We start from the raw sequence: 24779 nt of genomic DNA, 5'->3' as shown, positions 1-24779 counted from the left end.
GACCCGCCGGCGACGGGCGGGAGCGCGGCGACCGGCGCGGCCCTCCCGACGCCGACGCCGACGCCCGCGCCCGCGGTCGCGGCGACCGGCGGGGTCCCCGGTGGCGGGCGGCCGGTCAGCGGCTGTGGGACCGGAACGCGACGGGGTCGAACCGGCCGTGCAGCAGCGGCGCCAGCCAGTGCGGCGCCTCCCGGCGGAACAGGGCCGGGGTCAGTGCGCCCGCCCCCTCGGGGACGGCGCCGACCAGGTCACCGGCGAGGTCGTGCAGGTTGGTGCGGTGCACCAGCTGCGGCTCCGCCGGCCACGCGCCGATGACGACGGCGGCGGGGACGTCGCGGTGGGCGAGCGCCCGCAGGGTCAGCGCCGTGTGGTTGAGGGTGCCGAGCCCGGCGCGGGCGACGACGACGGCGGTGGCGCCGAGCGCGGCGGCGAGGTCCAGGACCGTCCAGCCGCCCTCCCCCATCGGCACGAGCAGCCCGCCGGCGCCCTCGATGAGCGTGATGTCGTGCTCCTCGATGATGGTGCGCAGGGCGAGCTGCGCCATGACCGCGGTCAGCGGGTCGTCCCCGGCGACCCGCGCGGCGGCGAGCGGGGCGAGCGGGTCCGGGAAGCTCGCCAGGGTCCGCACCGTGACGGGCTCGGCGAGGCGCGCGACCGTCGCGGCGTCGGGCTCGTCGCCGTCGGCGGTGCCGGTCTGCGCGGGTTTGACCACCGCGACGCGGCGCCCCGCGGCGGTCGCGGCGGCGGCGATGGCGGCGGTCACGATGGTCTTGCCGACGCCGGTGTCGGTGCCGGTGATGACGACGGCCCCGCTGATCGGCTCGGTCGCCGCGGGGGTCGCGGCCTCCGAGAGCAGCGCCTCGGACCGCAGCGCCTCGGCGAGCAGCGCCTCCGCGCCCATCCCGTCGCGCGGGTCACCCCCGCGGTGCTCGGCGGTGCCGGGGTCGGCGGGGTGCTGGCCTGCGCTGTGCGGGTCGGTCACGGTGGTCCTTCGGGGGCGCGCTGCGTCGGCGGTCAGGGCCGTTCCTTGACGACGATGTCGAGCGCGTGCTCGAACGCCGCCGCCGGCACGCCGACGTTGACGGTGAGCCGCAGGCGCGACCGGCCGTCCGGTGTGGACGGTGGGCGGAAGCAGCCTACCGCGACCCCCCGCTCGCGGCAGGCGGCCGCCCACGCGAACGCCTCGTCGGCGCTCGGCGCGGCGACGGAGATGACGCCGCCGTCGGGGGTCGGCACGTCGAGGCCCTCGGCGCGCAGCCGGGCCACGGCCGTGGCGGCCCGGGCGGCGAGCTCGGCGCGCAGGTGGTCGCCGCCGGCCAGCAGGTCGAGCGCGGCGAGCGCGCCGGCGGCGACGGCGGGCGGCAGGGCGGTGTCGTAGATGAACGTGCGGCCCGTGTCGACGAGCTGGCGGCGCAGCTCGCGGGGGCCGGCGACGACCCCGCCGGCGGCGCCGAGGGACTTCGACAGGGTGGCGGTGACGATCACGCCGGGCCGCCCGGCCAGGCCGGCGGCGGCGACCCCGCCGGCGCCGCGGGGCCCGATCACACCGAGGGCGTGGGCGTCGTCGACGAGCAGCAGCGCGCCGCCGGGGTGCTCGCGGCAGGCGGCGTACAGCTCGGCGAGCGGCGCGAGGTCGCCGTCGACGGAGAACACGCTCTCGGTGACGACGACGGCGGGCCGGTGCGGGTCCGCGGCGAGCAGCGCGCGGACGGCGCCGGGGTCGGCGTGCGGCGCGACGACGGTGCCCGCGCCTTCCCGGGCGGCGCGCCCGGCGCAGGCGAGCCGGCAGCCGTCGACGATGGACGCGTGGTTGTGCGCGTCGGACACCACGAGGGTCCCCGGCCGGACCAGGGCCCGGATCGCGCCGAGGTTCGCCAGGTAGCCGGAGGAGTAGACGAGGGCGGCCGGCGCGCCGAGGAGCCCGGCGAGCCCGTCCTCCAGGGCGTGGTGCGCCTCGGTGGAGCCGCGCACCAGCCGCGACCCGGTCGCGCCGAGCCCGTAGTCGGCGAGGGCCCGCGCGGCGGCGGCGAGCACGTCGGGGTGCCGGGACAGCCCGAGGTAGTCGTTGCCGGCCAGGTCGACGACGTCGTCGCCGGCGGCGCGGGGCCGCAGCTCCCGGCGCAGCCCGGCGGCCCGGCGGGCCCTGGCCTCACCGTCCAGCGTGGACAGCCAGGTTCCGTTCTCCACGGCGGCGCCCTCCCCAGGTCGTTGTCGAACCCCTACGATGCCGTTTGTGCGATGTGGACAAAGTAACTGAACAACTTCGCGCCACCCGTCCGGCCCTAACGTTTTGTAAGGTACGTGCATGCTTGCTGCTGCCAAGGCCGTCGTGGACACCGGGGTCGGGCTCGACCTGGACGGTGTGCTCGCGGTGCTGCGCTGCTCCGACGAGGAGCTGCCCGAATATCTCGCGATCGCGCACGAGGTGCGGATGACGTGGTGCGGGCCGGAGGTCGAGGTCGAGGGCATCGTCTCGCTCAAGACCGGCGGCTGCCCCGAGGACTGCCACTTCTGCTCGCAGTCGGGGCTGTTCACCTCGCCGGTGCGCGCCGTCTGGCTCGACATCCCGTCGCTGGTCGAGGCGGCGAAGCAGACCGCGGCGACCGGGGCCACCGAGTTCTGCATCGTCGCCGCCGTGCGCGGCCCCGACCAGCGGCTCATGACGCAGCTGGCCGACGGGGTCGCCGCGATCCGCGAGGCGGTGGACATCAACATCGCCGCGTCGCTGGGCATGCTCACCCAGGACCAGGTCGACCAACTGTCGGCGCTGGGCATCCACCGGTACAACCACAACCTGGAGACCGCCCGGTCGCACTTCCCGCAGGTGGTGACGACGCACACCTGGCAGGAGCGCTGGGACACGCTGCGGATGGTCCGTGCGGCCGGCATGGAGGTCTGCTGCGGCGGCATCCTCGGCCTCGGCGAGACCGTCGAGCAGCGGGCCGAGTTCGCGATCCAGCTGCAGGAGCTGGACCCGCACGAGGTGCCCCTCAACTTCCTCAACCCGCGCCCGGGCACGCCGCTGAGCGACCAGCCGGTGCTCGACCCGAAGGACGCGCTGCGGGCCGTCGCCGCGTTCCGGCTGGCCCTGCCGAGGACCCTGCTGCGGTACGCCGGCGGCCGCGAGATCACGCTCGGCGACCTCGGCACCCGGGACGGCCTCCTCGGCGGCGTCAACGCGGTGATCGTCGGCAACTACCTGACCACGCTGGGCCGCTCCCCCGAGCAGGACCTCGCCCTGCTCGACGAGCTCAGCATGCCGGTCAAGGCCCTCTCGGCGACGCTGTGAACGCCGCGGACACCGCCCGGGCGGGCGGCCCGGGCGAGGCGGTGTGGTGCGACCGGTGCGGCGAGTCCCTCGCCGGCGGCGCGCCGCACCCGGCCTGCGCGGCCGCCCGGGACCTGGAGCCGCCGCGCTTCTGCCCCCGGTGCCGCCGCCGGATGAAGGTCCAGGTGCTGCCGCAGGGCTGGTCCGCCGCCTGCGTCGAGCACGGCGTCCTGACGTCCTGACCCCGGGCCGGGCCGCGTTCATCCGCGGCCCGGCGGCGGTCGGCCGGGCCGGCACGCGACCAGCGGCAGCGGCAGCGGCCAAGGACCGCGGTCAGGACGAGGCGGGACCCGCCCACTCGGCCGCCGCGGCGGCCGCCCGGTCCAGCACCCGCGGGTTGGCCCGGCCGAGGGCGGCGCCCATCGCCCGGCTGGTGAAGCCGCCCCGCGGCTGCAGCACCGCGGACGCCTTGCGGGTCTGCTGCAGCACCCTGGCCACCCGCGGCCGGCGCAGCCGGCTGTACTCGTCCAGGGCCGGCCCGAGCGGCCCCGGCACGTTCGTCAGCACCGCCTGCAGGGTCGCGACGTCCTCCAGGGCCAGGCAGGCGCCCTGCGCGAGGTGGTGCGGCATGGCGTGGGCGGCGTCGCCGACCAGGGCGTACCCGCCGGCGCCGGCCCGCACGCCGAACGTCTCCGGCAGCGGCGCCAGCTCGCCGATCGGATCCTGGACCAGGTCGTCGGGCTCCGTGGCGGCCAGCAGCTGCGGGATCGGCGCGTGCCACCCGGCGAACCAGCGCCGCAGCAGCGCCAGCTGGCCGGCGGGCGGCTCGGGGCGCAGCGCGCCGGGGACGGTCGCGACCCAGGAGATGCCGCCGCGGGTCGAGCCGCCGGACGAGCCGCGCTCGCCGAGCGAGGCGAACGCGAAGCGGTGCGCGCCGTCGAGCGTCTCGCCGTGCGGCGGCAGTCCCGGCGGCAGGTCCGGGATGCGGTACCACGGGATGACGGCCCGCCACGCGGCGAACCCGGCACTGGTGAACGTGGTCGCCGGGGCGAGCCGGCGGCGCACGGCGCTCTGCACCCCGTCGGCGGCGACGACGAGGTCCGCCTCGAAGGTGCTGCGGCCGTCGCCGACGGCGGGGCGGTCCCGGCGGACCCGGGCCGGCTGCACGTCGATGGCGTTGCGGATGTCGACCTGGTCGCTCAGGCCCGCGATGAACGCGTCGTGCAGGTCCTCGCGGTGCACGACCACCGGCGGCGACTCGACGTCCTCGCCCGCGGCCGCCGCCGGGCGGACCAGCCACTGCCCGTCCGGGCGGCGGATCCCGACGGGCGGGACCGGGGTGGCGATGCCGTCCAGGCCGCCGGCGAGCCCGAGCCCGCGCAGCGCCCGGACCCCGTTGGGCCACAGGACGAGCGCGCCGCGGCCCGGGCGGAGCCGGTCGTCGCGTTCCAGGAGGGTGACCTGCCAGCCGGTCCGGGCGAGCGCGCCGGCCGCGGCGATCCCGCCGATGCCGGCGCCCACCACGACAGCGGTGCGCATCCGTGCGGTCCCTCAGCCCTTCGCGGACGTGCTGCCGGAGCTGCTGGACGCGTCGTCGGACTGTGGCTCACCGTCCCCGGCCTCGGCGTCCTTCTCGATCGAGACGGGTCCGGCCGGCTCGTCCGCGGCGGCGTCCGGGTCGGCGTCCGAGGCGGCGGGGACCGCCGGGGGCTCGTCGCCGGTGACGACGGAGATGCGGCCGTTCTCGTCGTACGTGACGCGCTCCTGCGGCCCGCGCACCTTCAGGAAGTAGGCCATCGCGGCGGCGAAGACGACGATCGAGGTCCAGTTGTTGAGCCGCATGCCCAGGAAGTGGTGGGCGTCGTCGATGCGCAGCGCCTCGATCCAGAACCGGCCGACGCAGTACAGCGCCACGTACAGCGCGAACGCCCGGCCACGGCCGAGGGACCAGCGCTTGTCCGCATACCAGACGGCGGCGGCGACCCCGAGGCACCACAGGAACTCGTAGAGGAACGTCGGGTGGAAGACGCCGAGGACGATCGGCTCACCGTTGACGGTCTGCGCGTGCCCGGCGCTGGCGTCCCAGTTGTACACCTTGAGGCCCCACGGCAGGCTGGTCTCCTTGCCGTAGAGCTCGTTGTTGAACCAGTTGCCCCAGCGGCCGAGCGCCTGCGCGACCGGCAGGCCGACGGCGAGGGTGTCCGCGGCCATCGCGAAGGGCAGGCCGAGCCGGCGGCAGGCGATGTAGGCGCCGATGGCGCCGCCCGCGATGCCGCCCCAGATGCCGAGGCCGCCCTCCCAGATCTTGAACGCCTTGACGAGGTCACCGTTCTCGCCGAAGTACGCCTCGGGCGAGGTGATCACGTGGTAGATCCGGGCGCCGATGATGCCGGCGGGCACCGCCCACACGGCGATGTCGAGGATCACCCACGGCGGGGCGCCGCGCTGGCGCAGCCGCCGGTCGGCGATGAAGCACGCGGCGACGATGCCGAGCACGATGCACAGCGCGTAGGCACGCAGCGGCAACGGCCCGAGGTCCCAGACACCTTGCGTGGGGCTGGGGATCACGGCCAGCGGGGTAAGGGCAGCATCCACGGGTGCACACGCTACCGCCGATCCGCCGAAACGCGATGCCCTGGGTTCGCCCAATTCGCCACCCCGCGGCGCCCGAAACCCCACTCCGACCGGCGAAGATCACCACCAGCGAAGGTATCGCAACGGTCCGCTATGGCGCCTAGAGTGCGAATATGAGCTACGAAGTCACGTCCGCGGTCGCCGCCATCATCGAAGATGCGGCCGGCCGCGTGCTGCTGTGCCAGCAGGCGGGCGGCCACCAGCTGTGGGGCCTGCCCGGCGGCCGGGTCCGCGCGGCGGAGAGCCCGGTGCACGCCGCGGTCCGCGACATCTTCGAGGAGACCGGCCTGCAGGCCGAGATGGTCGAGCTCGTCGGCATGTACGAGGTGACCGGCGACGGCTGCGGCGAGGCGGTCCCGGACCTGTTCGTCCACGTGTTCCGCGGCCGCCTCGAGGGCCGCCTGGAAGGTGGCGGGCCGGCGCTGAACGCGCCCGGCCGGATCAGCCGCCTGGCCTGGCACGACCCGGCGTCGCTGCCGGAGCCGCTGACCGCCACCACCCGCACCGCCATCGCCGACGCCGGTGCCGGCCGCAGCGGGGTGATCCGCCAGATCAAGCGCGACGTCCTGCGGGAGGTCACGCGCGAGGCCGTCGACGCCTGAGCCGGGCCCGGGCCGGCACCGCAGCGGTGGCGCGGCCCGGCGCGTGCACCACGCACCGGGCGCCGGGTGATCTACTGGTCCGGTGGCCTACTACGCGCTCGGCGACTCCATCTCGATCGACGACTATGCCGGTGGCCCGGGCCTGGGTGCCGCCTCGCTGCTCGCCGACGACTTCGGCATCGACCTGACGCTGCTCGCCTGCGACGGCGCGACCAGCGACGACGTCGTGCGGTTCCAGCTCGACAAGGTCGAGGGCCGGCCCGCCCTGATCACTCTGACCATGGGCGGCAACGACCTGCTCACGACCCTGTTCGCGCCGGCCGGCGCGGGCCTGCCCCCGGACCGCGACGCGGCGGAGCGCACCGTGGCGAAGGTCGCCGCCAACTACGCGGTCGCCCTGCCGGCCCTCACCGCGACCGGTGCCCGGGTCGTGGTCAGCACCGTGTACGACCCGACCGACGGCACCGGCGACCTGTCCTGGGCGGGGCTGCCCGTCTGGCAGGGCGGCCTGGCGGTGCTGGCCGCCCTCAACGACGCGATCCGCGACGCGGCCGCCCGGCACGGGGCGGTGGTCGCCGACCTGCACGCGGCGTTCCTCGGCCACGGCGCCAAGGCCGGCGACATCACCGGCGGCGACCCCCGGCCCGGCAACCGCGACCTGTGGCTGTGCGGGCACATCGAACCCAACGCGTGGGGTGCCGAGGCGGTCCGCGACGCGTGGCGGGCCGCCCTGCGCGACTGACGGCACCCGCCCGCGCGACTGACGGCACCCGCCCGCGCGACTGACGCCGCCCGGCGTCACCGGCGCGGGAACACCGGCGCCGCGGTGCCGACCCGGTCGCCGTCGCCGAGCTGCGCGGCGAGCCGGGCCGCGCCGGACGGCAGGAACGGCGACAGCTCGCGCACGATCTCCCGGCACGACGCGACCAGGCCGCCGAGGACCGCGTCGAGGTCGTCGCCGGCCGCCGTGTCCCCCGCCGCCTCGCGTTTGGCCAGGTCCCACGGCCGGGCCGCCTCGACCTGCCGGTTGCCGGCGGCGACCGCGGCCCAGATCGCGCCGGTCGCGGCCCGCAGGTCGAACGCGGCGAGGGCCCGGTCGACGGCCCCGGCGAGCGCCCCGTGCGTGCCGGCGACCCGCGGCACCCGGCCGCCCCGGCACCGGTGCACGAGCCCGATCGTGCGGTTGACCAGGTTGCCGATCCCGTTGGCGAGGTCCTGGTGGTACCGGTGCAGCAGCCGCTCCTCGGTGAAGTCGGTGTCACCCAGCGGGGCGACGTCGCGCAGCAGCCACCAGCGCAGCGCGTCGCTGCCGAACCGGCCGGCGAGGTCCGCCGGGTCGACCGCGTTGCCGGCGCTCTTGGACAGCTTCGCGCCGTCCACGGTCAGGTACTCGTGCACGAAGATCGTGGTGGGCAGCGGCCGCCCGGCGGACAGCAGCAGCGCCGGCCAGTAGACGGCGTGGAACCGCACGATCCCCTTGCCGATCACGTGGACGCGTTCGGCGGCGTCCAGCCACCACCGGCGGTACAGCTCACCGTCGCCGAGCGCGGTGACGTAGTTGGCGAGGGCGTCCCACCAGACGTAGACGACCTGCGACGGGTCGCCGGGCACCGGGATGCCCCACCCGCCGGCGCGGGCGGCGGGCCGGGACACGCTGATGTCGCGCAGGCCGGCCCGCACGAACGCGAGGACCTCGTTGCGCCGGGCGGCCGGCTCGACCCGTACCTCACCGGACTCCAGCGCGGCGAGGATCCGGCCGGTGTAGCGGGACAGCCGGAAGAACCAGTTGGACTCGGTCACCGTCTCCGGCTCGGTGCCGTGCTCCGGGCACCGGCCCGCGGCCAGCTCGGCGGGCTCGTAGAACTGCTCGCAGCCCGGACAGTAGAGGCCCTGGTAGTCGCGGCGGTAGAGGTCGCCGGCCGCGGCGGTGCGCCGCCACAGCGCCTCGACGCCGGCCGCGTGCCGCGGATCCTGGGAGGTGCGGATGAAGTCGTCGAACGACAGGTCCAGCACGGGGCGCAGCGCCGCGAACCGGTCGGCGTTCGCCGCGACGAAGTCCGGCACGGCGGCGCCGGCGGCCGCGGCGGCGGTGACGTTCTTCAGCGCGTTCTCGTCGGTGCCGGTGAGGAACCGGACCGGCTGCCCGCGCAGCCTGCGGTGCCGCGCGAGGACGTCGGCCTGGACCAGCTCGAGGGCGTGGCCGAGGTGCGGGGCGGCGTTGACGTACGGGATGGCGGTGGTGACGTAGAAGCTCATCGTGGATCTCCGGTCTGCGGTGCCCCGCGACGGCGGGGACGGACCCGATCCGGCTCGCCCCTGCGTGCGGGGGCGAGTGGTGAGCGGACTTAGCGCACGCCGACGGGCCCCGTGACGGGGCGCATCATCCGGTCGGTGTGCATGACGGTCAGCGTACCGGGGGACGCTCCCCCAGGGCGATCAGCTTTTCCAGCGCCGCGAAGTAGACGTGGTCGCCGCTGAGCAGCAGCGGCTCGGCGCCGTGCAGGGAGTCGAACCCGAGGTCGCGCCGGGCCAGGACGGTGCCGGCGGCGGCGTCGAGGGCGAGCAGCTCGACGCGGTGCACGGGGGCGCCGTCGCGGATCGCGAACTGGTACACCACCCCGTACAGCACGCCGCCGCCGTTGACCGGGGACCAGTAGGAGGTGGCGACCTCCGCGCCAGCCATGCCCCAGTCGCGGGTCCAGCGGACCGCGCCGTCGCCGGTGCCGAACCCGGCGGCGCGGCCGTGGGCGTCGAAGACCATGAGGGTCTGCCCGTCGGTGGTCGCGGAGCGCGGGTCGCGCAGCGTCGTGGTGTCGCACCAGCGGCGGGCGCCGTCGGCGACGGTGTGCGCGCAGACCCCGCCGGTGCCGGTGACGTAGGCGATGCCGCCGGCGGCGATGAGCCACGGCCCGCTCACGTCCTGCCGCCACAGCCGCGTGCCGGTGCGCAGGTCGAACGCGGCCAGGCCGGTGCCCGCGCCGGCCTCGAACGTCTGCAGGGCGAGGCCGCCGTCGGCGACCGGCGGGTGCAGGCCGGCCTCGCCGTCCAGGGGCGCCGTCCACGCGGTGGTGCCGTCGGCGAGCCGCAGCGCGGTCAGGGTGGTGCCGGCGGCCCGCAGCAGCAGCTCCCCGGCGACGGTGAAGCCGCCGGACACCGCGTCGGGCAGCGTCACCTGCCACTGCCGGCCGCCGCGCAGGTCGTACGCGCCGAGGTAGCGGGCCAGCGCCTCGTCCGTGCCGGCGGCGACCGCCTGGGACTCCACGAGCAGCGCGGGCGGCCGGCCGGCGGGCGCCGCGGCGAGCTGGCCGAGGCGCCGGTCCGGCACGTCGAGGACCGCGCCGAGGTCGGCGCCGGTGACCGCGTCGTAGCGGCGGATCTGGCCGGTCGGGCCGCCGGAGGCGCGCAGCAGGTTGCCGTCCACGACGATCGCGCCGCCGACCTGCTCCCCGGGCCGGGACGCGGGCGCGGTCCACAGCGTGTCGATCCTGGCCGCGGAGCCCGCCCGCAGGTACGGGGCGACCGGCTGGTACCCGGCGCGGCCGGGCCCGTTGCCGTCCTGCCGCCAGCTCGCGTCGGCCTCGGCCACCGCCGTCGCCGGTGCCGTCGGCCGGTCCGTGCCGGGGAAGGCGAGGGCCAGGCCGGCCGGGGCCGCGGACAGCAGGAGCGCTACAGGTACCAAACGGAAAAATCGCCGCACGCCGGGCTCAACGATCCCCGTCGGGCCCGGTGACTGCCGTGCGTCAGCGGCGGCGGACGCCCTCGGCGAGGTCGGCGCTGAGGGCGGCGACCGCGGCGACCCCCGCGGCGGGCGTGGCGGCGTCCTGCAGGCACCGCACGAGGGCGCTGCCGACGATGACCCCGTCGGCGAACGCGCCGACCTCCGCGGCCTGCTCGCCGTTGGAGACGCCGAGCCCGACCGCGACCGGCACCGACGGGTCGGCCTTGCGGATCCGCTCGACGAGGGCGGGCGCGGCGGTGCTGGTGCTGCTGCGCGCGCCGGTGACGCCCATGACGCTGGTCGCGTAGACGAAGCCGCGGCACCGCCCGGCGGTCATCGCGATCCGGGCGTCCGTCGAGGACGGCGAGACCAGGAACACCCGGTCGAGGTCGTGCGCGTCGGACGCCTCCAGCCACGGCCCGGACTCGTCCGGGATCAGGTCGGGCGTGATGAGCCCGGCACCGCCGGCGCCGGCGAGGTCCGCGGCGAAGCGCTGCACCCCGTAGCGCTCCACGAGGTTCCAGTAGGTCATGACGAGGATCGGCGCGCCGGCCGAGGCCACTGCCTCGACGGTGCGCAGCCCGTCCGCGACCCGGAACCCGCCGGCGAGGGCGGCCTCGGTGGCGCGCTGGATGACGGGGCCGTCCATGACCGGGTCCGAGTACGGCAGGCCGACCTCGACCACGTCGACCCCGTTGTCGATCATCGCCCTGATCGCGTCGGTCGCGCCGGGCACGGTCGGGAACCCGGCGGGCAGGTAGCCGATGAGGACGCTGCGGCCCTCGGCCCGGGCCTTCTCGAAGGCGACAGCAACGCTCATGACCGTCACACTCCGAAGAAGTCGCGGGCGGTGTCCATGTCCTTGTCGCCCCGGCCGGACAGGCAGATCACGACGACCGGCTCCCGGCCGAGCTCGGCGGCGAGCTTCGGCACGACCCGCAGCGCGCCGGCGACCGCGTGCGCGCTCTCGATCGCGGGGATGATCCCCTCCGTGCGGCACAGCAGCTTGAACGCGGCCATCGCCTCGGCGTCGGTGACCGGCTCGTACGTGGCGCGGCCGGTGGCGTGCAGGTACGCGTGCTCCGGGCCGACGGCCGGGTAGTCCAGGCCGGCGGAGATGGAGTGCGACTCGACCGTCTGGCCGTCCTCGTCCTGCAACAGGTACGTGCGGGCGCCGTGCAGCACGCCCGTGGAGCCGCCGGTGATGCTGGCGGCGTGCCGGCCGGTGTCGACGCCGTCACCGCCCGCCTCGAACCCGTACAGCCGCACGCCCTCGTCGGGCACGAACGCGTGGAACGCGCCGATGGCGTTGGAGCCGCCGCCGACGCACGCGGCGACCGCGTCGGGCAGCCGCCCCGTCTGCTCCATGATCTGCCGGCGGGCCTCGACGCTGATGCCGCTGACGAAGTCGCGGACCATCGCCGGGAACGGGTGCGGGCCGGCGGCGGTGCCGAGCAGGTAGTGGGTGGTGTCGACGTTGGTCACCCAGTCCCGCAGCGCCTCGTTGATCGCGTCCTTGAGCGTCTTCGAGCCGGTGGTGACGGGCACCACGGTGGCGCCGAGCATCCGCATGCGGGCGACGTTGAGCGCCTGCCTGCGGGTGTCCTCCTCACCCATGTAGACGACGCACTCGAGGTCGAGCAGGGCGCAGGCGGTGGCGCTGGCCACGCCGTGCTGCCCGGCGCCGGTCTCGGCGATGACCCGCTGCTTGCCCATCCGCTTGGTGAGCAGCGCCTGGCCGAGCACGTTGCGGACCTTGTGCGCGCCGGTGTGGTTGAGGTCCTCGCGCTTGAGGAACACCCGGGCGCCGGCGTGCGCGGAGAGCCGGTCGGCGCGGTACAGCGGCGACGGGGTGTTGGCGTAGTCGCGCAGCAGCCGGCCGAACTCGGCCTGGAACGCCTCGTCGGCCTGCGCGTGCCGGTACGCGGCGTCGAGACCGTCGAGGGCCGCGATCAGCGCCTCGGGGACGAACCGCCCGCCGAACTCGCCGAAGTGCCCCGACTGGTCGGGCAGGAGTCCGGCGGCGGACAGGAACGCGTTCACCGCGCCGGCCTCGGCGTCGCCGGGTGGCTGCCGGCCGTGACCAGCTCGGCGACCGCGTCCCGTGGACTCTTCTGGGTGACGAGCCCCTCACCGACGAGGACCGCGTCGGCGCCGGCGGACGCGTAGCGGATCAGGTCGTGCGGGCCGCGCACCCCCGACTCGGCGATCTTCACCACGTCGTTGGGCAGGCCGGGCGCGATGCGCTCGAACACCGTCCGGTCGACCTCGAGGGTGCGCAGGTTACGCGCGTTGATGCCGATGACGCGGGCGCCGGCCTCCAGCGCGCGGTCGGTCTCCTCCTCGTCGTGGACCTCGACCAGGGCCGTCATGCCGAGGCTCTCGATCCGGTCGAGCAGCCCCGACAGCGTGTTCTGGTCCAGTGCGGCCACGATGAGCAGCACCAGGTCGGCACCGTACGCCCGGGCCTCGTGCACCTGGTAGGAGGACACGACGAAGTCCTTGCGCAGCAGCGGGACGTCGACGGCGGCGCGCACGGCGGCGAAGTCGTCGAGGCTGCCGCCGAACCAGCGGCCCTCGGTCAGGACGCTGACGGCGCGGGCGCCGCCGGCGGCGTACTCCTTCGCCAGCTCCGCCGGGTCAGGGATCTCCGCGAGCTGCCCCTTCGACGGCGACGCGCGCTTGACCTCGGCGATCACCCCCACGCCGGGGGCCCTCAGTTTGGCGTAGGCATCCATGGGCGGTGCCGCCTGCGCCGCGGCCAGCTTGATCTCGTCCAGGGGCACCTGTGCCTCGCGGATGGCCAAGTCTTCGCGCACGCCGGCGAGGATCTCGTCGAGCACACGGCCAGATTCCGCGTTGATCAAGGAGCTCCCCTCTCCGGTGGTCATGCGTCCGATGCTAGGAGCCCCCCGGTCAGTGGATGGCCGTGGGGGTATGGCCGACGTCACCTGATGGACTAGGGCATAATGCCTTGCCGTTCGTATGGTTGGACCCATGACCGTGGCCCTGGCAAACACCCTGACCTCGCGTTGGGCGGCCGCCGCAGACGGCCCGGCCGCCTTCTCCGGCGCCGGGGTCTACCCGCTGCTCGCGCTGCTCGCCGGGGTCGCGTCCGGCCCGGCCCGCGACGAGCTCCTCGCCGTCGCCCCCTCCCCCCTCGAACTGCCCGCCTCGGGCGCGGTGCGCGCGGCGGCCGGCGTCTGGACCCGGCACGACCTGCCGCTCGCGCCCGGCTGGGACGCCGGGTCCCGGCTGTCCGGCGACCCGGCCGCCGACCGGGCCCGCCTGGACGCGTGGGCGGCCCGGTCCACCGGCGGGCTCGTCCCGGCCCTGCCGGTCGCCGTCGACGAGGACACGGCCCTGGTCCTCGCCTCGGCGCTGGCCGTGGAGACGCAGTGGCGGCGGCCGTTCGACGACGCGGTCATGACCCCGGCCGGCGGGCCCTGGTCCGGTCTTCGGCTGCCGTCGCTGTCGCGCGGGCACGTCGCCGCCGACGCGCTCGCGCCGCTGCGCGCGACCGGCGGTGTCACGCTGCTCACCGTCGAGGGTTCCGAGGACGTCGACGTGGTCCTCTGCCTCGGGGCGCCGCCGGCCGCCCCGGGCGCCGTCCTGGCCACCGCGATCGACGGCTTCGCCGGCGCCGCGCCGGCGACCGCCGGGCCCGGGGTGCACGCCGAGGAGGTCGACGCCACCGACCCGGCGCCCGAGCTGGTGGTCAGCCTGCCGTCGTTCGACGTGACCGCCGGTCATGACCTGCTCACCATGCCGGACCTGTTCGGGCTGCGCACCGCCGCCAGGGACGGCACGTTCCCCGGGATCAGCCCGGTCGACCTGGCCGTCTCCTCGGCCCGGCAGCAGGCCCTGGCCCGGTTCACCGCGCTGGGCTTCCAGGCCGCGACGGTGACCGCGCTCGCCATGTTCCCCCTGGCGTTCCACCCGCCCACGGCCCGGCGGCTGCGCGTGACGGTGACGTTCGACCGGCCGTTCGGCTACTTCGCCGTGCACCGCCCCACCGGCCTGGTGCTGGTCGCCGGCTGGGTCAGGCGGCCCTAGACACCCTCGGGCGCCTCCTCGCCGGCCGCGGGGCGGCGCCGCCGGGCCGGGACCTCGCCGCGGGCCTGCAGCTCCTTCCACTTCGCGAACGGGTCGTAGTCGACCTCCAGGGGCTCCTGCGGCGGGCGGTCGGCCTCCGGTACGTGCACGAGGTTGAGCCGGATGCGGGTCCACAGGCTGTTGATGCCGCGCATCGAGTCGACGAGGACGTCGGCGGGCTCCAACAGCGGCCACACCGCGGGGTGGCGGGCCTTCCACCGCTCAAGGCCCTCCAGGGCCTCCTCCTTCGTGGCGGCGCGGGCGATCTCGATCAGCGGCATGCTCGGCGCCCGGCGGCCGGTGCCCTTCTTCGCCGGCGCCTGCTTCTTGAAGGTCGCGGCCAGCTCCAGCAGCGGGGTCAGGTCGCCGCGGGCGTCCTCGATGCCGGCCCACGCGTCGGGGCGGCCCGGCACGGTCTCCATCGTGTACGCCGCCGGGTCACAGTCCGGCACCTCGTCCCAGGTGAGCGGGGTGGAGACGCGGGCCTCCTCGGACGGGCGCACCGAGTATCCGGAGGCGGTGGTGTGGTCCTTCGCGTTCTGGTTGTAGTCGACGAACACGCCGTGCCGCTCCTCCTTCCACCAGGCGCCGGTCGCGATGTCCGGGGCCCGCCGGGCCACCTCCCGGGCGAAGCCCTCCGCGGCCCGCCGCACCTCGGCGAAGGTCCAGTTCGGGTGGATCCGGGCGTACACGTGGAATCCGCGCGAACCGGAGGTCTTCGGCCATCCGACGAGTCCGTGGTCGGCGAGGACGTCACGGGCGACGAGCGCGACCTCCAGCACCTGCGACCACGGCACCCCCGGCACCGGGTCCAGATCGATGCGCAGCTCGTCGGGGTGCTCGACGTCCTCGGCGAGGACGGAGTGGGTGTGCAGCTCCAGGCAGCCGAGGTTGACGACCCAGGCGAGCTGGGCCGCGTCGCGCAGGACGATCTCCTCGGCGGTGCGGCCCGACGGGTACCGCAGCTGCGCCGTCTCGATCCACTCGGGGCGCTTCTCCGGCGCCCGTTTCTGGAAGAACGCCTCCCCGTCGATGCCGTTGACGTAGCGCTTCAACGCCATCGGCCGGCCGCCGGCGCCGCGCAGGGCCCCCTCGGCGACGGCGACGTAGTAGCGCACGACGTCGAGCTTGGTGCGGCCGGACTTCGGGAAGTACACCTTGCCGGGGTTGGTGACGGTCACCTCACGACCGGCGACCTCGAGGACTTCCTTGCTGCTGCTCGCCATAGGCGAACCCTACTGGTCGGCGGTCGGATCCTCGCCCCGGTCGAGGGCGTCCCACAGCTGTGTCTGCGGCGCTTTCGCGCTGGTCGCCCCGGCCTGTGGCCGCTCGTAGCGGGCCCCCATCTCCGGCCAGGTGTCGCTGTACCGGATGGTGACCGCGCCCGCGGCCACCACCACGAGCGCCGCGACGATCGTCAGCACCGGCCAGCCGGCGCCGATGCCGTGCCGCAGCGTCTCGATCACCGCCCCGGTGACGCCGATGCCGGCGAGCGCGAGCAGCCCGCCGACGATGGTCCTGAGCCGGCCGCGGGTGGCCAGCAGCGCCCCGGCGCCGGCCAGGCCGACCGCGCCGAGCGCCGGCAGCCACGGCGACATGTCGGTGCCGGTGCGGTAGTGCGTCGTCGGCGGCAGCGGCGACACCTGGTGTGTCATGACCGCGTCCCAGTGCCGGGTCGCGGCGAACAGCACGACCGCCGAGGCGAGCGCGGTGGCGAGGGTCGTGACGGTCAGCCCCTTGCGGCCGGCCAGGGCCGCCGTCATCGGGCCGGCCGCAGCGTCTCGGCCGTGGCGATCGCGGCGAGCACGGCGGCGGCCTTGTTGCGCGTCTCCGTCTCCTCCGCCAGGGGGTCGGAGTCGGCGACGATGCCCGCGCCGGCCTGCACGTACGCCATCCGGTCCCGCATGAGCGCGGTGCGGATCGCGATGGCGGTGTCCATGTCGCCGCCGAAGCCGAAGTAGCCGACGACGCCGCCGTACAGGCCGCGCCGGGTCGGCTCGAGCTCCTCGATGATCTCCATGGCCCGCACCTTCGGCGCCCCGGACAGCGTGCCCGCCGGGAACGTCGCGGCCAGGGTGTCGAACGCGGTCCGCTCCTCGTCCAGCTCGCCGACCACGGTCGACACGATGTGCATGACGTGGCTGTACCGCTCCACGGTCATGAACTCGGGCACCTCGACGGTCCCCGGCCGGCAGACCCGGCCCAGGTCGTTGCGGGCCAGGTCGACCAGCATGACGTGCTCGGCGCGCTCCTTCGGGTCCGCGAGCAGGTCCGCGGCCAGGGCGTTGTCCTCCTCCGGGGTCGCGCCCCGCCACCGGGTCCCGGCGATCGGGTGCAGCAGCGCCCGCCGCCCGTCGACCTTGACGTGCACCTCCGGCGACGAGCCGACCACGTCGAAGCCGTCGAAGCGCAGCAGGTACATGTACGGGCTCGGGTTCGTGGAGCGCAGCACCCGGTACACGTCGAACGGGTCGGCGTCGGTGGCCCGCTCGAAGCGCTGCGCGACCACGATCTGGAAGCACTCGCCGGCCCGGATCGCCTCCTTCGCGACCTCGACCGCCTTCGGGTAGCCGCCGGCCGGGGTGCGGCTGACCACGTCCTGCTTCCCGACCTTGTCCACTGTGGACACCATCGGCGGGGTCGGCCGGGACAGCGCCGTGGTCATCGCGTCCAGCCGGCCGATCGCCTGGTGGTACGCCGCCGTCACCACCGCCGGGTCGGCACCCGCCTCCGGCAGCACCGCGTTGGCGATGAGCAGCGCGGTGCCCTCGAAGTGGTCCAGGGCCACGAGGTCCGTGGCCAGCATCATGCCCAGCTCGGGGTGGCGCAGGTCGTCGACGGCGAGGTCGGGCAGGCGCTCGAAGCGGCGGACCGCGTCGTAGGACAGGAACCCGACGAGCCCGCCGGACAGCGGCGGCAGGTCGAGCCCCTTGAGGTCGGCGTCGTCGGCGGTCAGCGCGGCGATGGTCGCGCGCAGGACCTCCGTCGGGCCGCCCTCCGCCGGCAGGTTCGCGGGCGGGTCGCCGAGCCAGTGCGCGGCGCCGTCGCGCTCGACCAGGGTGGCCACGCTGCGCACGCCGATGAAGCTGTACCGCGACCAGACCGCGCCCGCGGCGCCGGCCCCCTGCTCGGCGGACTCCAGCAGGAACGTGCCGGGCCCGCCGGCGAGCTTGCGGTACACCCCGACGGGCGTCTCCCCGTCGGCGAGCAGGCGCCGGGTCACCGGCACCACCCGGCGGCCGCGGGCCAGCTCGTGGAAGGTCGCCTCGTCGGGCGCCACGGCTCCGGTCGTCACTGTCCCACCTTCAGGTCCGTGTAGAAGCACGTGTGGTTGCCGGTGTGGCACGCGGCGCCGGTCTGCTCGACCGTCACCAGCAGCGTGTCGCCGTCGCAGTCGACCGCCACCGACCTGACGTGCTGGACGTGACCGGAGGTCTCGCCCTTCACCCAGTACTCCTGGCGGCTGCGCGACCAGTACGTCGCCCGCCCGGTCGTCAGCGTCCGGTGCAGCGCCTCGTCGTCCATCCACGCCAACATCAACACCTGCCCGGTCCCGTGCTCCTGCACGACCGCGGGCACCAACCCGGCCTCGTTGCGACGCAGACGGTCCGCGACTTCTGGATCAAGGTTCGACGACACGGGTCCAATTCTTCCGCACGGCCCGCTCTCTTGGGTTTGGGGTCTATGGCTGGTCGTGTTTGCGGAGTACCTTGACGGTGCGCCGCACGGAAGTCTGGGCGGTCGCTCATCCCTCCCCGCCTGCCGTCGGCCGACCCTCCTCGCCGGGGGCCCCGCCTGCCGTCGGCCCGGTGGCGTCGGGCCGGGCGCCGTTCGGCCTCCCGGCGTCCGCGACCCCAGCGCTGAGCCCACAGCAGTCTGAACGGGTGGCCCCCTCCCCCCGTTCGGACCGAGCGGACGGAGGACCCGCCATGCATCCCAACTTCACCCCGCCGGACGACCAGACCAACCCCTCCCCTGAAGTGACGACCCCACCGGGCATCCCCGAGCAGCGCCAGCCCGTCGAGGACACCATCCCGCCCGTCTCCGCCGCCGCTTCGTCGGAGGACACCGCCGAGGCGCCTGCCGCCGAGGCGACGCCGGCCGCCGCCGCTTCGGACGACACCGCGGCGCCGTCACTGGCGGACACCGCCGCGATCACGGTCGCCGTGCCGGACGACATCTCGGACATCGTCGGCCCCGCCGACGGGGATGCCTCCGCCTCCACCGACGAGGAGCCGGCCGCTGGGGTCGACGCAGACGCCGCCGAGTCCACCCCGACCGCCGACCTCCAAGCGACGGACGCCCTCACCACCGAGGTCCCCACCACGGACGCCGAGCCCACCGAGGAGCCCGCCGCCCCAGCGGACCCGGATGCCGTTACGGAGTCCACGGAGGCCGTCACGGAGCCCTCGGAGTCCGCGGAGGCAGCCGCGGAGGAAGTCGCTGCGGAGGACGTGGTCGCCGAGGACGCGGTCGCCGAGGACGCGGTCGCCGAGGACGCGGTCGCCGAGGAGGTAGCGGCCGAGGAGGCCTCCGGGGACGAGGAGCCGGCCGCGGAGGCCGGGACCGAGGACGCCACGGCGGACGAGGAGCCGGCCGCAGAAGCCGAGGAAGCCACCGCAGAAGCGGACGCGGAAGAAGCCACCGCGGACGAGGAGCCAGCCGCCGAGGCTGAGGAGGCCAGCGCGGACACCGACGCGGAAGAAGCCACCGCGGACGAGGAGCCTGCTGCCGAGGTTGAGGAGGCCACCGCGGAAGAGGCCGCCACGGACGAGGAGCCCGCCGCCGAAGCCGAAGAGGCCACCGCGGATGAGGCCGCCGCCGAGGACGTCGCCGCGGAGGAGGAGCCCGAGGCGGTCGTCGAGGAGGTCGCCGCGGAGGACACCGCCGAGGAAGCGCCCGCCGCCCCGGAAGCCCTGGAAGAGGTCGCCGCCGAGGAGACCACTGACAACGAGCCGGCCGCGGTGGCCGACACCGAGGAAGCCGAGCCCATCGCCGAGCCCGAGGCCGTCGACGAGGCCGCCGCCGAGGACACGGTCGCCGAGGACGCCGCCGTCGAGGACGCTACCGTCGAGGACACTGCCGTCGAGGAGGTCGCAGCGGAGGCCGCAGAGGACGAGCCCGCCGCCGAAGCCGAAGCCGAAGCCGACGCCGAGGAAGCCGCGGCAGCCGAGGAGCCCGAGGCCGTCGAAGAGGCCGTCGCCGAGGACACCACTGACGACGAGCCTGCTGCCGAGGCCGACACCGCAGAGGCCGAGACGGCCGACGAGCCGGAAGCCGTCGAAGAGACCGCCGCCGACGAGCCGGAAGCCGTCGAAGAGACCGCCGCCGACGAGACCGCCGGCGAGGAAGCCTCCACCGACGAGGAACCGGCCGCAGAAGCCGACACCGAAGAAGCCTCTGGCGACGACGAACCGGCCGCAGAAGCCGACGCCGAGGAGGGCGACACCGCCGACGAGCCCGAAGCCGTCGAAGAGGTCGCCGGCGAGGAGTCCGCCGAGGACGAGCCGGTAGCCGAGACCGACAGCGACGAGTCCGACGCCGTCGCGGAGCCCGAGGCGGCCGAGGAGGTCACCGCCGAGGAAGAGGCGGCCGCAGAGGTCGAAGCCGAGCCGGCCGCAGAAGCCGACACCGAGGACGCGGTCGCCGATGAGGAGGCCGCCGACGAGCCGGTCGCCGAGTCCGAGTCTGACGAAGAGGCCGCGGCAGAGGCTGACGAGCCCGAGGCCGTCGCGGACGAAACTGCCGAGCCCGAGCCCGAGCCCGAGGCCGTCGCGGACGAGACTGTCGCCGACGAAGCTGTCGCGGACGAAGAGCCCGCTGCCGAAGCGGACTCCGAGGACGAGGACACGGTCGCCGAGCCGGAGGCCGAGAGCGCCGCCGAAGCCGACGCCGAGGTCACCGCCGACAACGAAGCTGTCGCCGACGAAGAGGCGGTCGCGGACGAAGAGGCGGTCGCCGCGGAGGCCGCCGACGTCGCCGCGGAGGCCGCCGACGTCGCCGCGGAGGACGAAGGCGGCGAGCCCGAGGCTGAGGCCGCCGCAGAGGAGGCGCCGGAGGCCGAAGCGGCCGCCGAGGACACCGCTGCGTTCGAGGCTGAGGCGATCGCCGACGATGCGGTGGCGGAGGACGACGCGGTCGCCGATGACGAGCCGGCGGCCGAGGCTGACGAGGACGTCGCGGAGGCAGCGGCCGAGGCGGACGGCGACGAGGAGCCGGCGGCCGAGGCTGACGAGGACGTCGCGGAGGCAGCGGCCGAGGCGGACGGCGACGAGGAGCCGGCAGCCGAGGTGGCGTCCGAGCCGGAAGCCGAGGCGGCTGGGGACGCGGATGCTGACGTCGCAGAGGACGTCGAGGCCGCCGCCGAGGAAGCGGCCGCCGCCGACGAGCCCGAGGCGGAGGCCGAGACCCCGGCCGACGTCCTGGTCGAGGCGATCGACGCCGGCGTCGACAACTCCAGCGACGCCGACGACGACGTCAACCTGGTCGCCGACATCGACGAGCTGACCGCCGAGCCCGAGGCCGAGGCGAGCGACGACACCGAAGCGAGCGACGACACCGACGCCGAGGCCGAGGCGAGCGACGACACCGAAGCGAGCGACGACACCGACGCCGAGCCCGCCGCGGAAGCCGACACCGACGAGTCCGCCGACGAGGACGACGACGACGAGCCCACCGCGGAAGCCGACGACGAGGACGAGGACGACGAGCCCGTCGTCGCGGCGGCCGACAGTGACAGTGACGACGACGGCGACGACGTGGACGAGGTCGACGAGGAACTCGAGTACGCCGCTGCCGCCGCGGCCGTTCCGCTGCGCCCCGGTGACCTGGCCGAGCAGCGGATCGTGCTGTGGAAGCCGAAGCGGGCGGAGAAGTTCCGGTCGCGGCTGGTGAAGGCGGAGTCGAAGTTCGTCGACGACCCGGTGAAGGCGTTGACGCGGGCGTCGGCGGTGGTGAGCGACGCCATCGAGACGCTGGCGGAGAAGCTGCAGGAGCAGCAGCTGGCGATCGACCCGCACCGGACGGCGAAGCACCCCGACACCGAGGCGCTGCGGGTGGCGCTGCGGCAGTACAAGGAGTTCCTGGAGCGCGTGCTCGCGCTCTAGCGACCACACGGAGGCGGGGCGGACCGGGTACATCGGTCCGCCCCGTTTTCACGTTGACGCATGTCCAAGATTTCATCTACCGTTGAGTTCATCAACCGTTGAGTTTCCTGACCCGGAGGACCGGAGGAACCGAAGATGACCAACGCGATCGAGGTGGAGCACCTCGTCATCGCGCGCGGCAAGCGGCGGGTGCTGCACGACTTCACCTGCACGGTGCCCAGCGGGAGCGTGACAGGGCTGCTCGGGCCGAGCGGCAGCGGCAAGACCACGTTCATGCGCGCCGTGGTCGGCGTGCAGAAGATCGTCAGTGGCACGGTCACCGTGCTCGGGCACCCGGCGGGGTCGACGCCGCTGCGGGACAAGGTGGGCTACCTGACCCAGGCGCCGAGCGTCTACGCGGACCTGACGGTCAAGGAGAACGCGCGGTATTTCGCCTCCCTGTACGGGCTGGGCGCCGCCGCCGCCGACGCGGCCGTGTCCGACGTGGGGCTCAGCCAGGCGAAGGACCAGCTCGTCGGCACCCTGTCCGGCGGTCAGCGGGCGCGCGCCTCGCTCGCCTGCGCGATCGTGAGCAAGCCGCAGCTGCTGGTACTGGACGAGCCAACCGTCGGGCAGGACCCGGTGCTGCGCAACGAGCTCTGGCAACGCTTCCACGACCTGGCCCGGGCCGGCTCGACGCTGCTCGTGTCCAGCCACGTGATGGACGAGGCGGGGCGCTGCGACCGGCTCCTGCTCATCCGCGAAGGGCTGCTCATCGCCGACGAGTCGCCCGCCGCGGTACGGGAGCGCGCCGGCACGGACGATCTGGAAGAGGCGTTCCTGCGGCTCGTACAGGCGCAGGAGTCCGACAAGGAGAAGGTGGCCTGACGTCATGTCCGCCCGTTTGACGTTCGCGACCGCGGGTCGCATCCTCCGGCAGCTGCGGCACGACCGGCGCACGATCGCGCTGATCCTGGTGGTGCCGACCGTGCTGCTCACCCTGCTGCGGTACCTGTACGACGCGAGCCCTCAGCTCTTCGACCGCGTCGGCCTCATCATGCTGGGCGTGTTCCCGCTGGTCATCATGTTCCTGCTGACCAGCGTGGCGATGCTGCGGGAGCGGACCAGCGGCACCCTGGAGCGGCTGCTCACCACCCCGATCGGCAAGGTCGACATCCTGCTCGGCTACGGCATCGCGTTCGCCGTCGCGGCGGCGGTGCAGGCCGCGATCGCCTCGGCGCTCGCGTACGTCCTGCTCGGCCTGGACACTCTCGGGCCGGCGTGGCTCGTCGGCGTGATCGCGGTCGGCAACTCGGTGCTCGGCATGGCGCTCGGGCTGCTGGTCAGCGCGTTCGCCAACAGCGAGTTCCAGGCGGTGCAGTTCATGCCGGCGGTGGTCCTGCCGCAGGTGCTGCTCTGCGGCCTGCTGCAGCCCCGGGACCAGATGGCGGGCTGGCTGCAGGCGATCAGTGACGTGCTGCCGATGTCGTACGCGGTGCAGGCCCTCACCGAGCTGGGCGCCCACCCCGATCCCACCGGCGTCATGTGGCGGGACCTCGGCATCATCGTCGGGTGCGTGATCGTGGCACTCTTGCTCGGGGCGGCCACACTGCGCCGCCGCACCGCCTGAACGCCGCGACGGCGGCGACGCCGGAACATCGGGAAGAGGCTCATGGCACGTACGGGACGACGCCCCGGCAACCAGGACACCCGCCAGGCGATCCTGGTTGCCGCCCGCGAGGCCTTCGCCGAACGCGGGTTCGACGGGACGTCCATCCGCCAGATCGCCACCAGCGCCGGGGTCGACCCGGCGCTGGTGCACCACTACTTCGGGGCGAAGGACAAGCTGTTCCTCGCCACGATGGACGCCCCGATCGACCCCGGCGAGCTGCTGCCGAAGATCTTCGAGGCCGGCATCGACGGCGTCGGCGAGCGGCTCGTGCGCACGTTCCTCGGCGTGTGGGACTCCCCCGCCGGCTCCCCGGCCGCCGCCCTCTTCCGCAGCGCCATGCAGCACGAGTGGTCCGCCCGGATGCTGCGCGAGTTCCTGGTCACGCAGATCCTGCGCCGCGCGATCGGCCACCTGAAGCTCGACCCCGCCGAGGCCCCGCGCCGCGCCGCGCTGGTCGCCTCCCAGATGGCCGGCATCGTCATGGTCCGGTACATCCTGAAGATCGAACCGATGGCCTCGATGTCCCAGGACGAGATCGTGCACAGCGTGGCGCCGACGATCCAGCGGTACCTGACCGAGCCGCTGCTCCCGCCACCCGCCGGCTGACTTCCGGGCCTGCGGGTCTTCGGGACGCTCCGCTCGCCTCAGTCGTCCAGGTCCGCGCAGTGCGTCCTGGCCTGCGGCGTCAGCAACAGCCCCACCAGCGCCGCGGCGCAGCACACCGGCACGATCGCGAAGACCGCCGGGGCCGGCAGCAGCCACGTCAGCAGCGGCGCCATCGTCCCCACGAACGCCCAGAACACCAGGCTCGCCAGCCACGCCCAGTGCTCGCCGCGTTTGACGCGCGTACCGAGGAACACCAGCACCATCGCGAGCGGGAACAGGAACAGCACGGCGTTGAAGAACAGCACGAAGTCCAGGTAGCCGGTGCCGCCCTGGTTGGCCGGGTCGATCTGCATCCCGGACAGCAGCACCCCGAACGCGGTGAGCGCGAGGGTCAACATGACCCCGCCGATCGCGTTGAACCCCGTCACCGCGACCCGGACCTGCATCGGCACGTATCGACGCCCCCCGGCTGGCACGTAAGCCACTGTAGGCCCCGAAGCCCACGTCAACACCCCCGACGCGCGGCACGCCGTCGATGAGGACGGTGGCCGAACCGGCGCCCGCGGACACGAGCGGCGCGACCGTCCGGGAGCGGCCCGACGCAGCTGCCGCGCCGCCGGATCTCGGTAGACGCGGCGGGTCCCGTGCGGACGCGGCCGGTGGTGGCGCCGCTGCCGCCGTGGTCGAGACGCGGCCGCCGGGACCGCCACGTCGGGCAGCGACCGGCGTCACCGGTGGCGCGGGACGTACGCGCGTCGCCGGTAATGCGGGACGCACGCGCGACGCACGTCGCCCGGGCCGCTCCCCGACCACCAACCCGGCCCCGCCGACCCAACCCGGCAACCCAACCCGTCAACCCAAACCGTCAACCCAACCCGGCAAAACCATCCGGCAACCCAACCCGCCGACTCAACCCCACCGACCCGGCCCGCCGAGGCCGGCCGACCCGACCCGACCCGTCAACCCAACCCGGCAACCCAATCCGGCAACCCAATCCGGCAACCCAATCCGGCAACCCAACCCCACCAACCCGGCCCGCCGACGCCGGCCGACCCGAAACCGACCCGTCAACCCAGCCGCCCGAGCGGCGACGGCCGGG

At 74.8% G+C, this 24779-nt stretch carries 23 protein-coding genes; 9 read left to right on the top strand and 14 right to left on the bottom strand.

The features are described from left to right. Positions 1-115: 115 nt before the first annotated feature. Positions 116-982, bottom strand: coding sequence for a dethiobiotin synthase (gene bioD, locus OP18_RS00460; protein WP_245635207.1), 867 nt, complete (start codon positions 980-982; stop codon positions 116-118). Between the two features lie 32 nt (positions 983-1014). Further along, a complete protein-coding gene (locus OP18_RS00455) occupies positions 1015-2187 on the bottom strand; it encodes an aminotransferase class I/II-fold pyridoxal phosphate-dependent enzyme (protein WP_033356636.1) in 1173 nt (390 codons plus the stop codon). Between the two features lie 118 nt (positions 2188-2305). Between OP18_RS00455 and bioB the strand changes: the two genes are divergently transcribed. Both bioB and bsaP read left to right on the top strand, forming a co-directional pair. Next, positions 2306-3289 (top strand): biotin synthase BioB, encoded by a 984-nt coding sequence (gene bioB, locus OP18_RS00450; protein WP_033356635.1) that lies wholly within the window; start codon positions 2306-2308, stop codon positions 3287-3289. Next, positions 3286-3510 carry a biotin synthase auxiliary protein BsaP gene (bsaP, locus tag OP18_RS00445; RefSeq protein WP_033356634.1) on the top strand — a complete coding sequence of 75 codons (225 nt, stop codon included), beginning with the start codon at positions 3286-3288 and terminating at the stop codon, positions 3508-3510. The genes bioB and bsaP overlap by 4 nt, the downstream gene beginning before the upstream one ends. A 91-nt stretch (positions 3511-3601) precedes the next feature. On the opposite strand, the gene OP18_RS00440 is transcribed toward bsaP, so the two are convergent. Further along, positions 3602-4807 (bottom strand): FAD-dependent oxidoreductase, encoded by a 1206-nt coding sequence (locus OP18_RS00440; RefSeq protein ID WP_033356633.1) that lies wholly within the window; start codon positions 4805-4807, stop codon positions 3602-3604. A gap of 12 nt (positions 4808-4819) precedes the next feature. Next, positions 4820-5863: a prolipoprotein diacylglyceryl transferase gene (lgt, locus tag OP18_RS00435; protein WP_081970117.1), complete on the bottom strand. Its 1044-nt coding sequence runs from the start codon at positions 5861-5863 to the stop codon at positions 4820-4822. 152 nt (positions 5864-6015) lie between these two features. On the opposite strand from lgt, the gene OP18_RS00430 reads away from it, so the two are divergent. Together OP18_RS00430 and OP18_RS00425 are read left to right on the top strand one after the other, a co-directional pair. Then, on the top strand, positions 6016-6504 hold the full coding sequence (locus OP18_RS00430; protein WP_052386017.1) for an NUDIX hydrolase: 489 nt from the start codon (positions 6016-6018) through the stop codon (positions 6502-6504). Positions 6505-6586: 82 nt separating this feature from the next. Further along, positions 6587-7246 carry an SGNH/GDSL hydrolase family protein gene (locus OP18_RS00425; RefSeq protein WP_033356632.1) on the top strand — a complete coding sequence of 220 codons (660 nt, stop codon included), beginning with the start codon at positions 6587-6589 and terminating at the stop codon, positions 7244-7246. A 56-nt stretch (positions 7247-7302) separates the two neighbouring features. Here OP18_RS00425 and OP18_RS00420 read toward each other — a convergent pair whose 3' ends face one another. The 5 genes from OP18_RS00420 to trpC form a co-directional block, all read right to left on the bottom strand. Further along, complete coding sequence (locus OP18_RS00420; protein ID WP_033356631.1) at positions 7303-8760, bottom strand: methionine--tRNA ligase; 1458 nt, start codon at positions 8758-8760, stop codon at positions 7303-7305. 148 nt (positions 8761-8908) lie between these two features. Further along, complete coding sequence (locus OP18_RS00415; protein ID WP_033356630.1) at positions 8909-10183, bottom strand: outer membrane protein assembly factor BamB family protein; 1275 nt, start codon at positions 10181-10183, stop codon at positions 8909-8911. Between the two features lie 61 nt (positions 10184-10244). Further along, the gene (gene trpA / locus OP18_RS00410) at positions 10245-11042 is read right to left on the bottom strand and encodes a tryptophan synthase subunit alpha (protein WP_033356933.1); all 798 of its coding nucleotides are present in this window, start codon (positions 11040-11042) and stop codon (positions 10245-10247) included. A 5-nt stretch (positions 11043-11047) separates the two neighbouring features. Then, positions 11048-12265 carry a tryptophan synthase subunit beta gene (gene trpB, locus OP18_RS00405; RefSeq protein WP_389249281.1) on the bottom strand — a complete coding sequence of 406 codons (1218 nt, stop codon included), beginning with the start codon at positions 12263-12265 and terminating at the stop codon, positions 11048-11050. Continuing rightward, positions 12262-13065, bottom strand: coding sequence for an indole-3-glycerol phosphate synthase TrpC (gene trpC, locus OP18_RS00400; protein ID WP_033356629.1), 804 nt, complete (start codon positions 13063-13065; stop codon positions 12262-12264). Before trpC ends, trpB begins: the two co-directional genes overlap by 4 nt. Positions 13066-13219: 154 nt before the next feature. Between trpC and OP18_RS00395 the strand changes: the two genes are divergently transcribed. Then, the gene (locus OP18_RS00395; protein ID WP_211273393.1) at positions 13220-14278 is read left to right on the top strand and encodes a serpin family protein; all 1059 of its coding nucleotides are present in this window, start codon (positions 13220-13222) and stop codon (positions 14276-14278) included. Here OP18_RS00395 and ligD read toward each other — a convergent pair. Genes ligD through hisI form a run of 4 tightly spaced genes read right to left on the bottom strand, consistent with a single transcriptional unit; the run spans position 14275 to position 17956 of the window. Further along, complete coding sequence (gene ligD / locus OP18_RS00390; RefSeq protein WP_052386016.1) at positions 14275-15543, bottom strand: non-homologous end-joining DNA ligase; 1269 nt, start codon at positions 15541-15543, stop codon at positions 14275-14277. The genes OP18_RS00395 and ligD overlap by 4 nt on opposite strands. Before the next feature lie 9 nt (positions 15544-15552). Further along, positions 15553-16080, bottom strand: a complete 528-nt coding sequence (locus tag OP18_RS00385; RefSeq protein ID WP_033356627.1) for a Trp biosynthesis-associated membrane protein — start codon at positions 16078-16080, stop codon at positions 15553-15555. After that, entirely contained in the window at positions 16077-17612 is a 1536-nt protein-coding gene (locus OP18_RS00380) for an anthranilate synthase component I (protein WP_033356626.1), read from the bottom strand. The genes OP18_RS00385 and OP18_RS00380 overlap by 4 nt, the downstream gene beginning before the upstream one ends. Beyond that, positions 17609-17956 (bottom strand): phosphoribosyl-AMP cyclohydrolase, encoded by a 348-nt coding sequence (hisI, locus tag OP18_RS00375; RefSeq protein ID WP_081970115.1) that lies wholly within the window; start codon positions 17954-17956, stop codon positions 17609-17611. The genes OP18_RS00380 and hisI overlap by 4 nt, the downstream gene beginning before the upstream one ends. A 290-nt stretch (positions 17957-18246) precedes the next feature. Here hisI and OP18_RS51865 point away from each other — a divergent pair, with 290 nt between their 5' ends. The 4 genes from OP18_RS51865 (at position 18247) to OP18_RS00350 (ending at position 23680) form a co-directional block, all read left to right on the top strand. After that, positions 18247-21423 (top strand): midas domain-containing protein, encoded by a 3177-nt coding sequence (locus OP18_RS51865; protein WP_052386015.1) that lies wholly within the window; start codon positions 18247-18249, stop codon positions 21421-21423. A gap of 135 nt (positions 21424-21558) precedes the next feature. Further along, the gene (locus tag OP18_RS00360) at positions 21559-22290 is read left to right on the top strand and encodes an ABC transporter ATP-binding protein (protein ID WP_033356625.1); all 732 of its coding nucleotides are present in this window, start codon (positions 21559-21561) and stop codon (positions 22288-22290) included. A 4-nt stretch (positions 22291-22294) separates the two neighbouring features. Beyond that, the gene (locus OP18_RS00355) at positions 22295-23032 is read left to right on the top strand and encodes an ABC transporter permease (protein WP_033356624.1); all 738 of its coding nucleotides are present in this window, start codon (positions 22295-22297) and stop codon (positions 23030-23032) included. 42 nt (positions 23033-23074) lie between these two features. Further along, entirely contained in the window at positions 23075-23680 is a 606-nt protein-coding gene (locus tag OP18_RS00350; RefSeq protein WP_033356623.1) for a TetR/AcrR family transcriptional regulator, read from the top strand. A gap of 38 nt (positions 23681-23718) precedes the next feature. Here OP18_RS00350 and OP18_RS00345 read toward each other — a convergent pair whose 3' ends face one another. Beyond that, on the bottom strand, positions 23719-24156 hold the full coding sequence (locus tag OP18_RS00345; protein WP_156089205.1) for a hypothetical protein: 438 nt from the start codon (positions 24154-24156) through the stop codon (positions 23719-23721). Between the last annotated feature and the right edge of the window lie 623 nt (positions 24157-24779).

Origin of the sequence: Dactylosporangium aurantiacum, assembly GCF_000716715.1 — a bacterium.
Taxonomy (GTDB): Bacteria; Actinomycetota; Actinomycetes; order Mycobacteriales; family Micromonosporaceae; genus Dactylosporangium; species Dactylosporangium aurantiacum.
This window is presented reverse-complemented; position numbering and strand designations above follow the sequence as displayed.

Bases quoted from the DNA above. Each gene is read 5' to 3' on its own strand.
- bioB (WP_033356635.1), top strand. From the start codon at position 2,306: ATGCTTGCTGCTGCCAAGGCCGTCGTGGACACCGGGGTCGGGCTCGAC.
- OP18_RS00440 (WP_033356633.1), bottom strand. From the start codon at position 4,807: ATGCGCACCGCTGTCGTGGTGGGCGCCGGCATCGGCGGGATCGCCGCG.
- OP18_RS00430 (WP_052386017.1), top strand. From the start codon at position 6,016: ATGAGCTACGAAGTCACGTCCGCGGTCGCCGCCATCATCGAAGATGCG.
- OP18_RS00420 (WP_033356631.1), bottom strand. From the start codon at position 8,760: ATGAGCTTCTACGTCACCACCGCCATCCCGTACGTCAACGCCGCCCCG.
- trpA (WP_033356933.1), bottom strand. From the start codon at position 11,042: ATGAGCGTTGCTGTCGCCTTCGAGAAGGCCCGGGCCGAGGGCCGCAGC.
- OP18_RS00395 (WP_211273393.1), top strand. From the start codon at position 13,220: ATGACCGTGGCCCTGGCAAACACCCTGACCTCGCGTTGGGCGGCCGCC.
- ligD (WP_052386016.1), bottom strand. From the start codon at position 15,543: ATGGCGAGCAGCAGCAAGGAAGTCCTCGAGGTCGCCGGTCGTGAGGTG.
- OP18_RS00385 (WP_033356627.1), bottom strand. From the start codon at position 16,080: ATGACGGCGGCCCTGGCCGGCCGCAAGGGGCTGACCGTCACGACCCTC.
- OP18_RS51865 (WP_052386015.1), top strand. From the start codon at position 18,247: ATGCATCCCAACTTCACCCCGCCGGACGACCAGACCAACCCCTCCCCT.
- OP18_RS00360 (WP_033356625.1), top strand. From the start codon at position 21,559: ATGACCAACGCGATCGAGGTGGAGCACCTCGTCATCGCGCGCGGCAAG.
- OP18_RS00355 (WP_033356624.1), top strand. From the start codon at position 22,295: ATGTCCGCCCGTTTGACGTTCGCGACCGCGGGTCGCATCCTCCGGCAG.
- OP18_RS00350 (WP_033356623.1), top strand. From the start codon at position 23,075: ATGGCACGTACGGGACGACGCCCCGGCAACCAGGACACCCGCCAGGCG.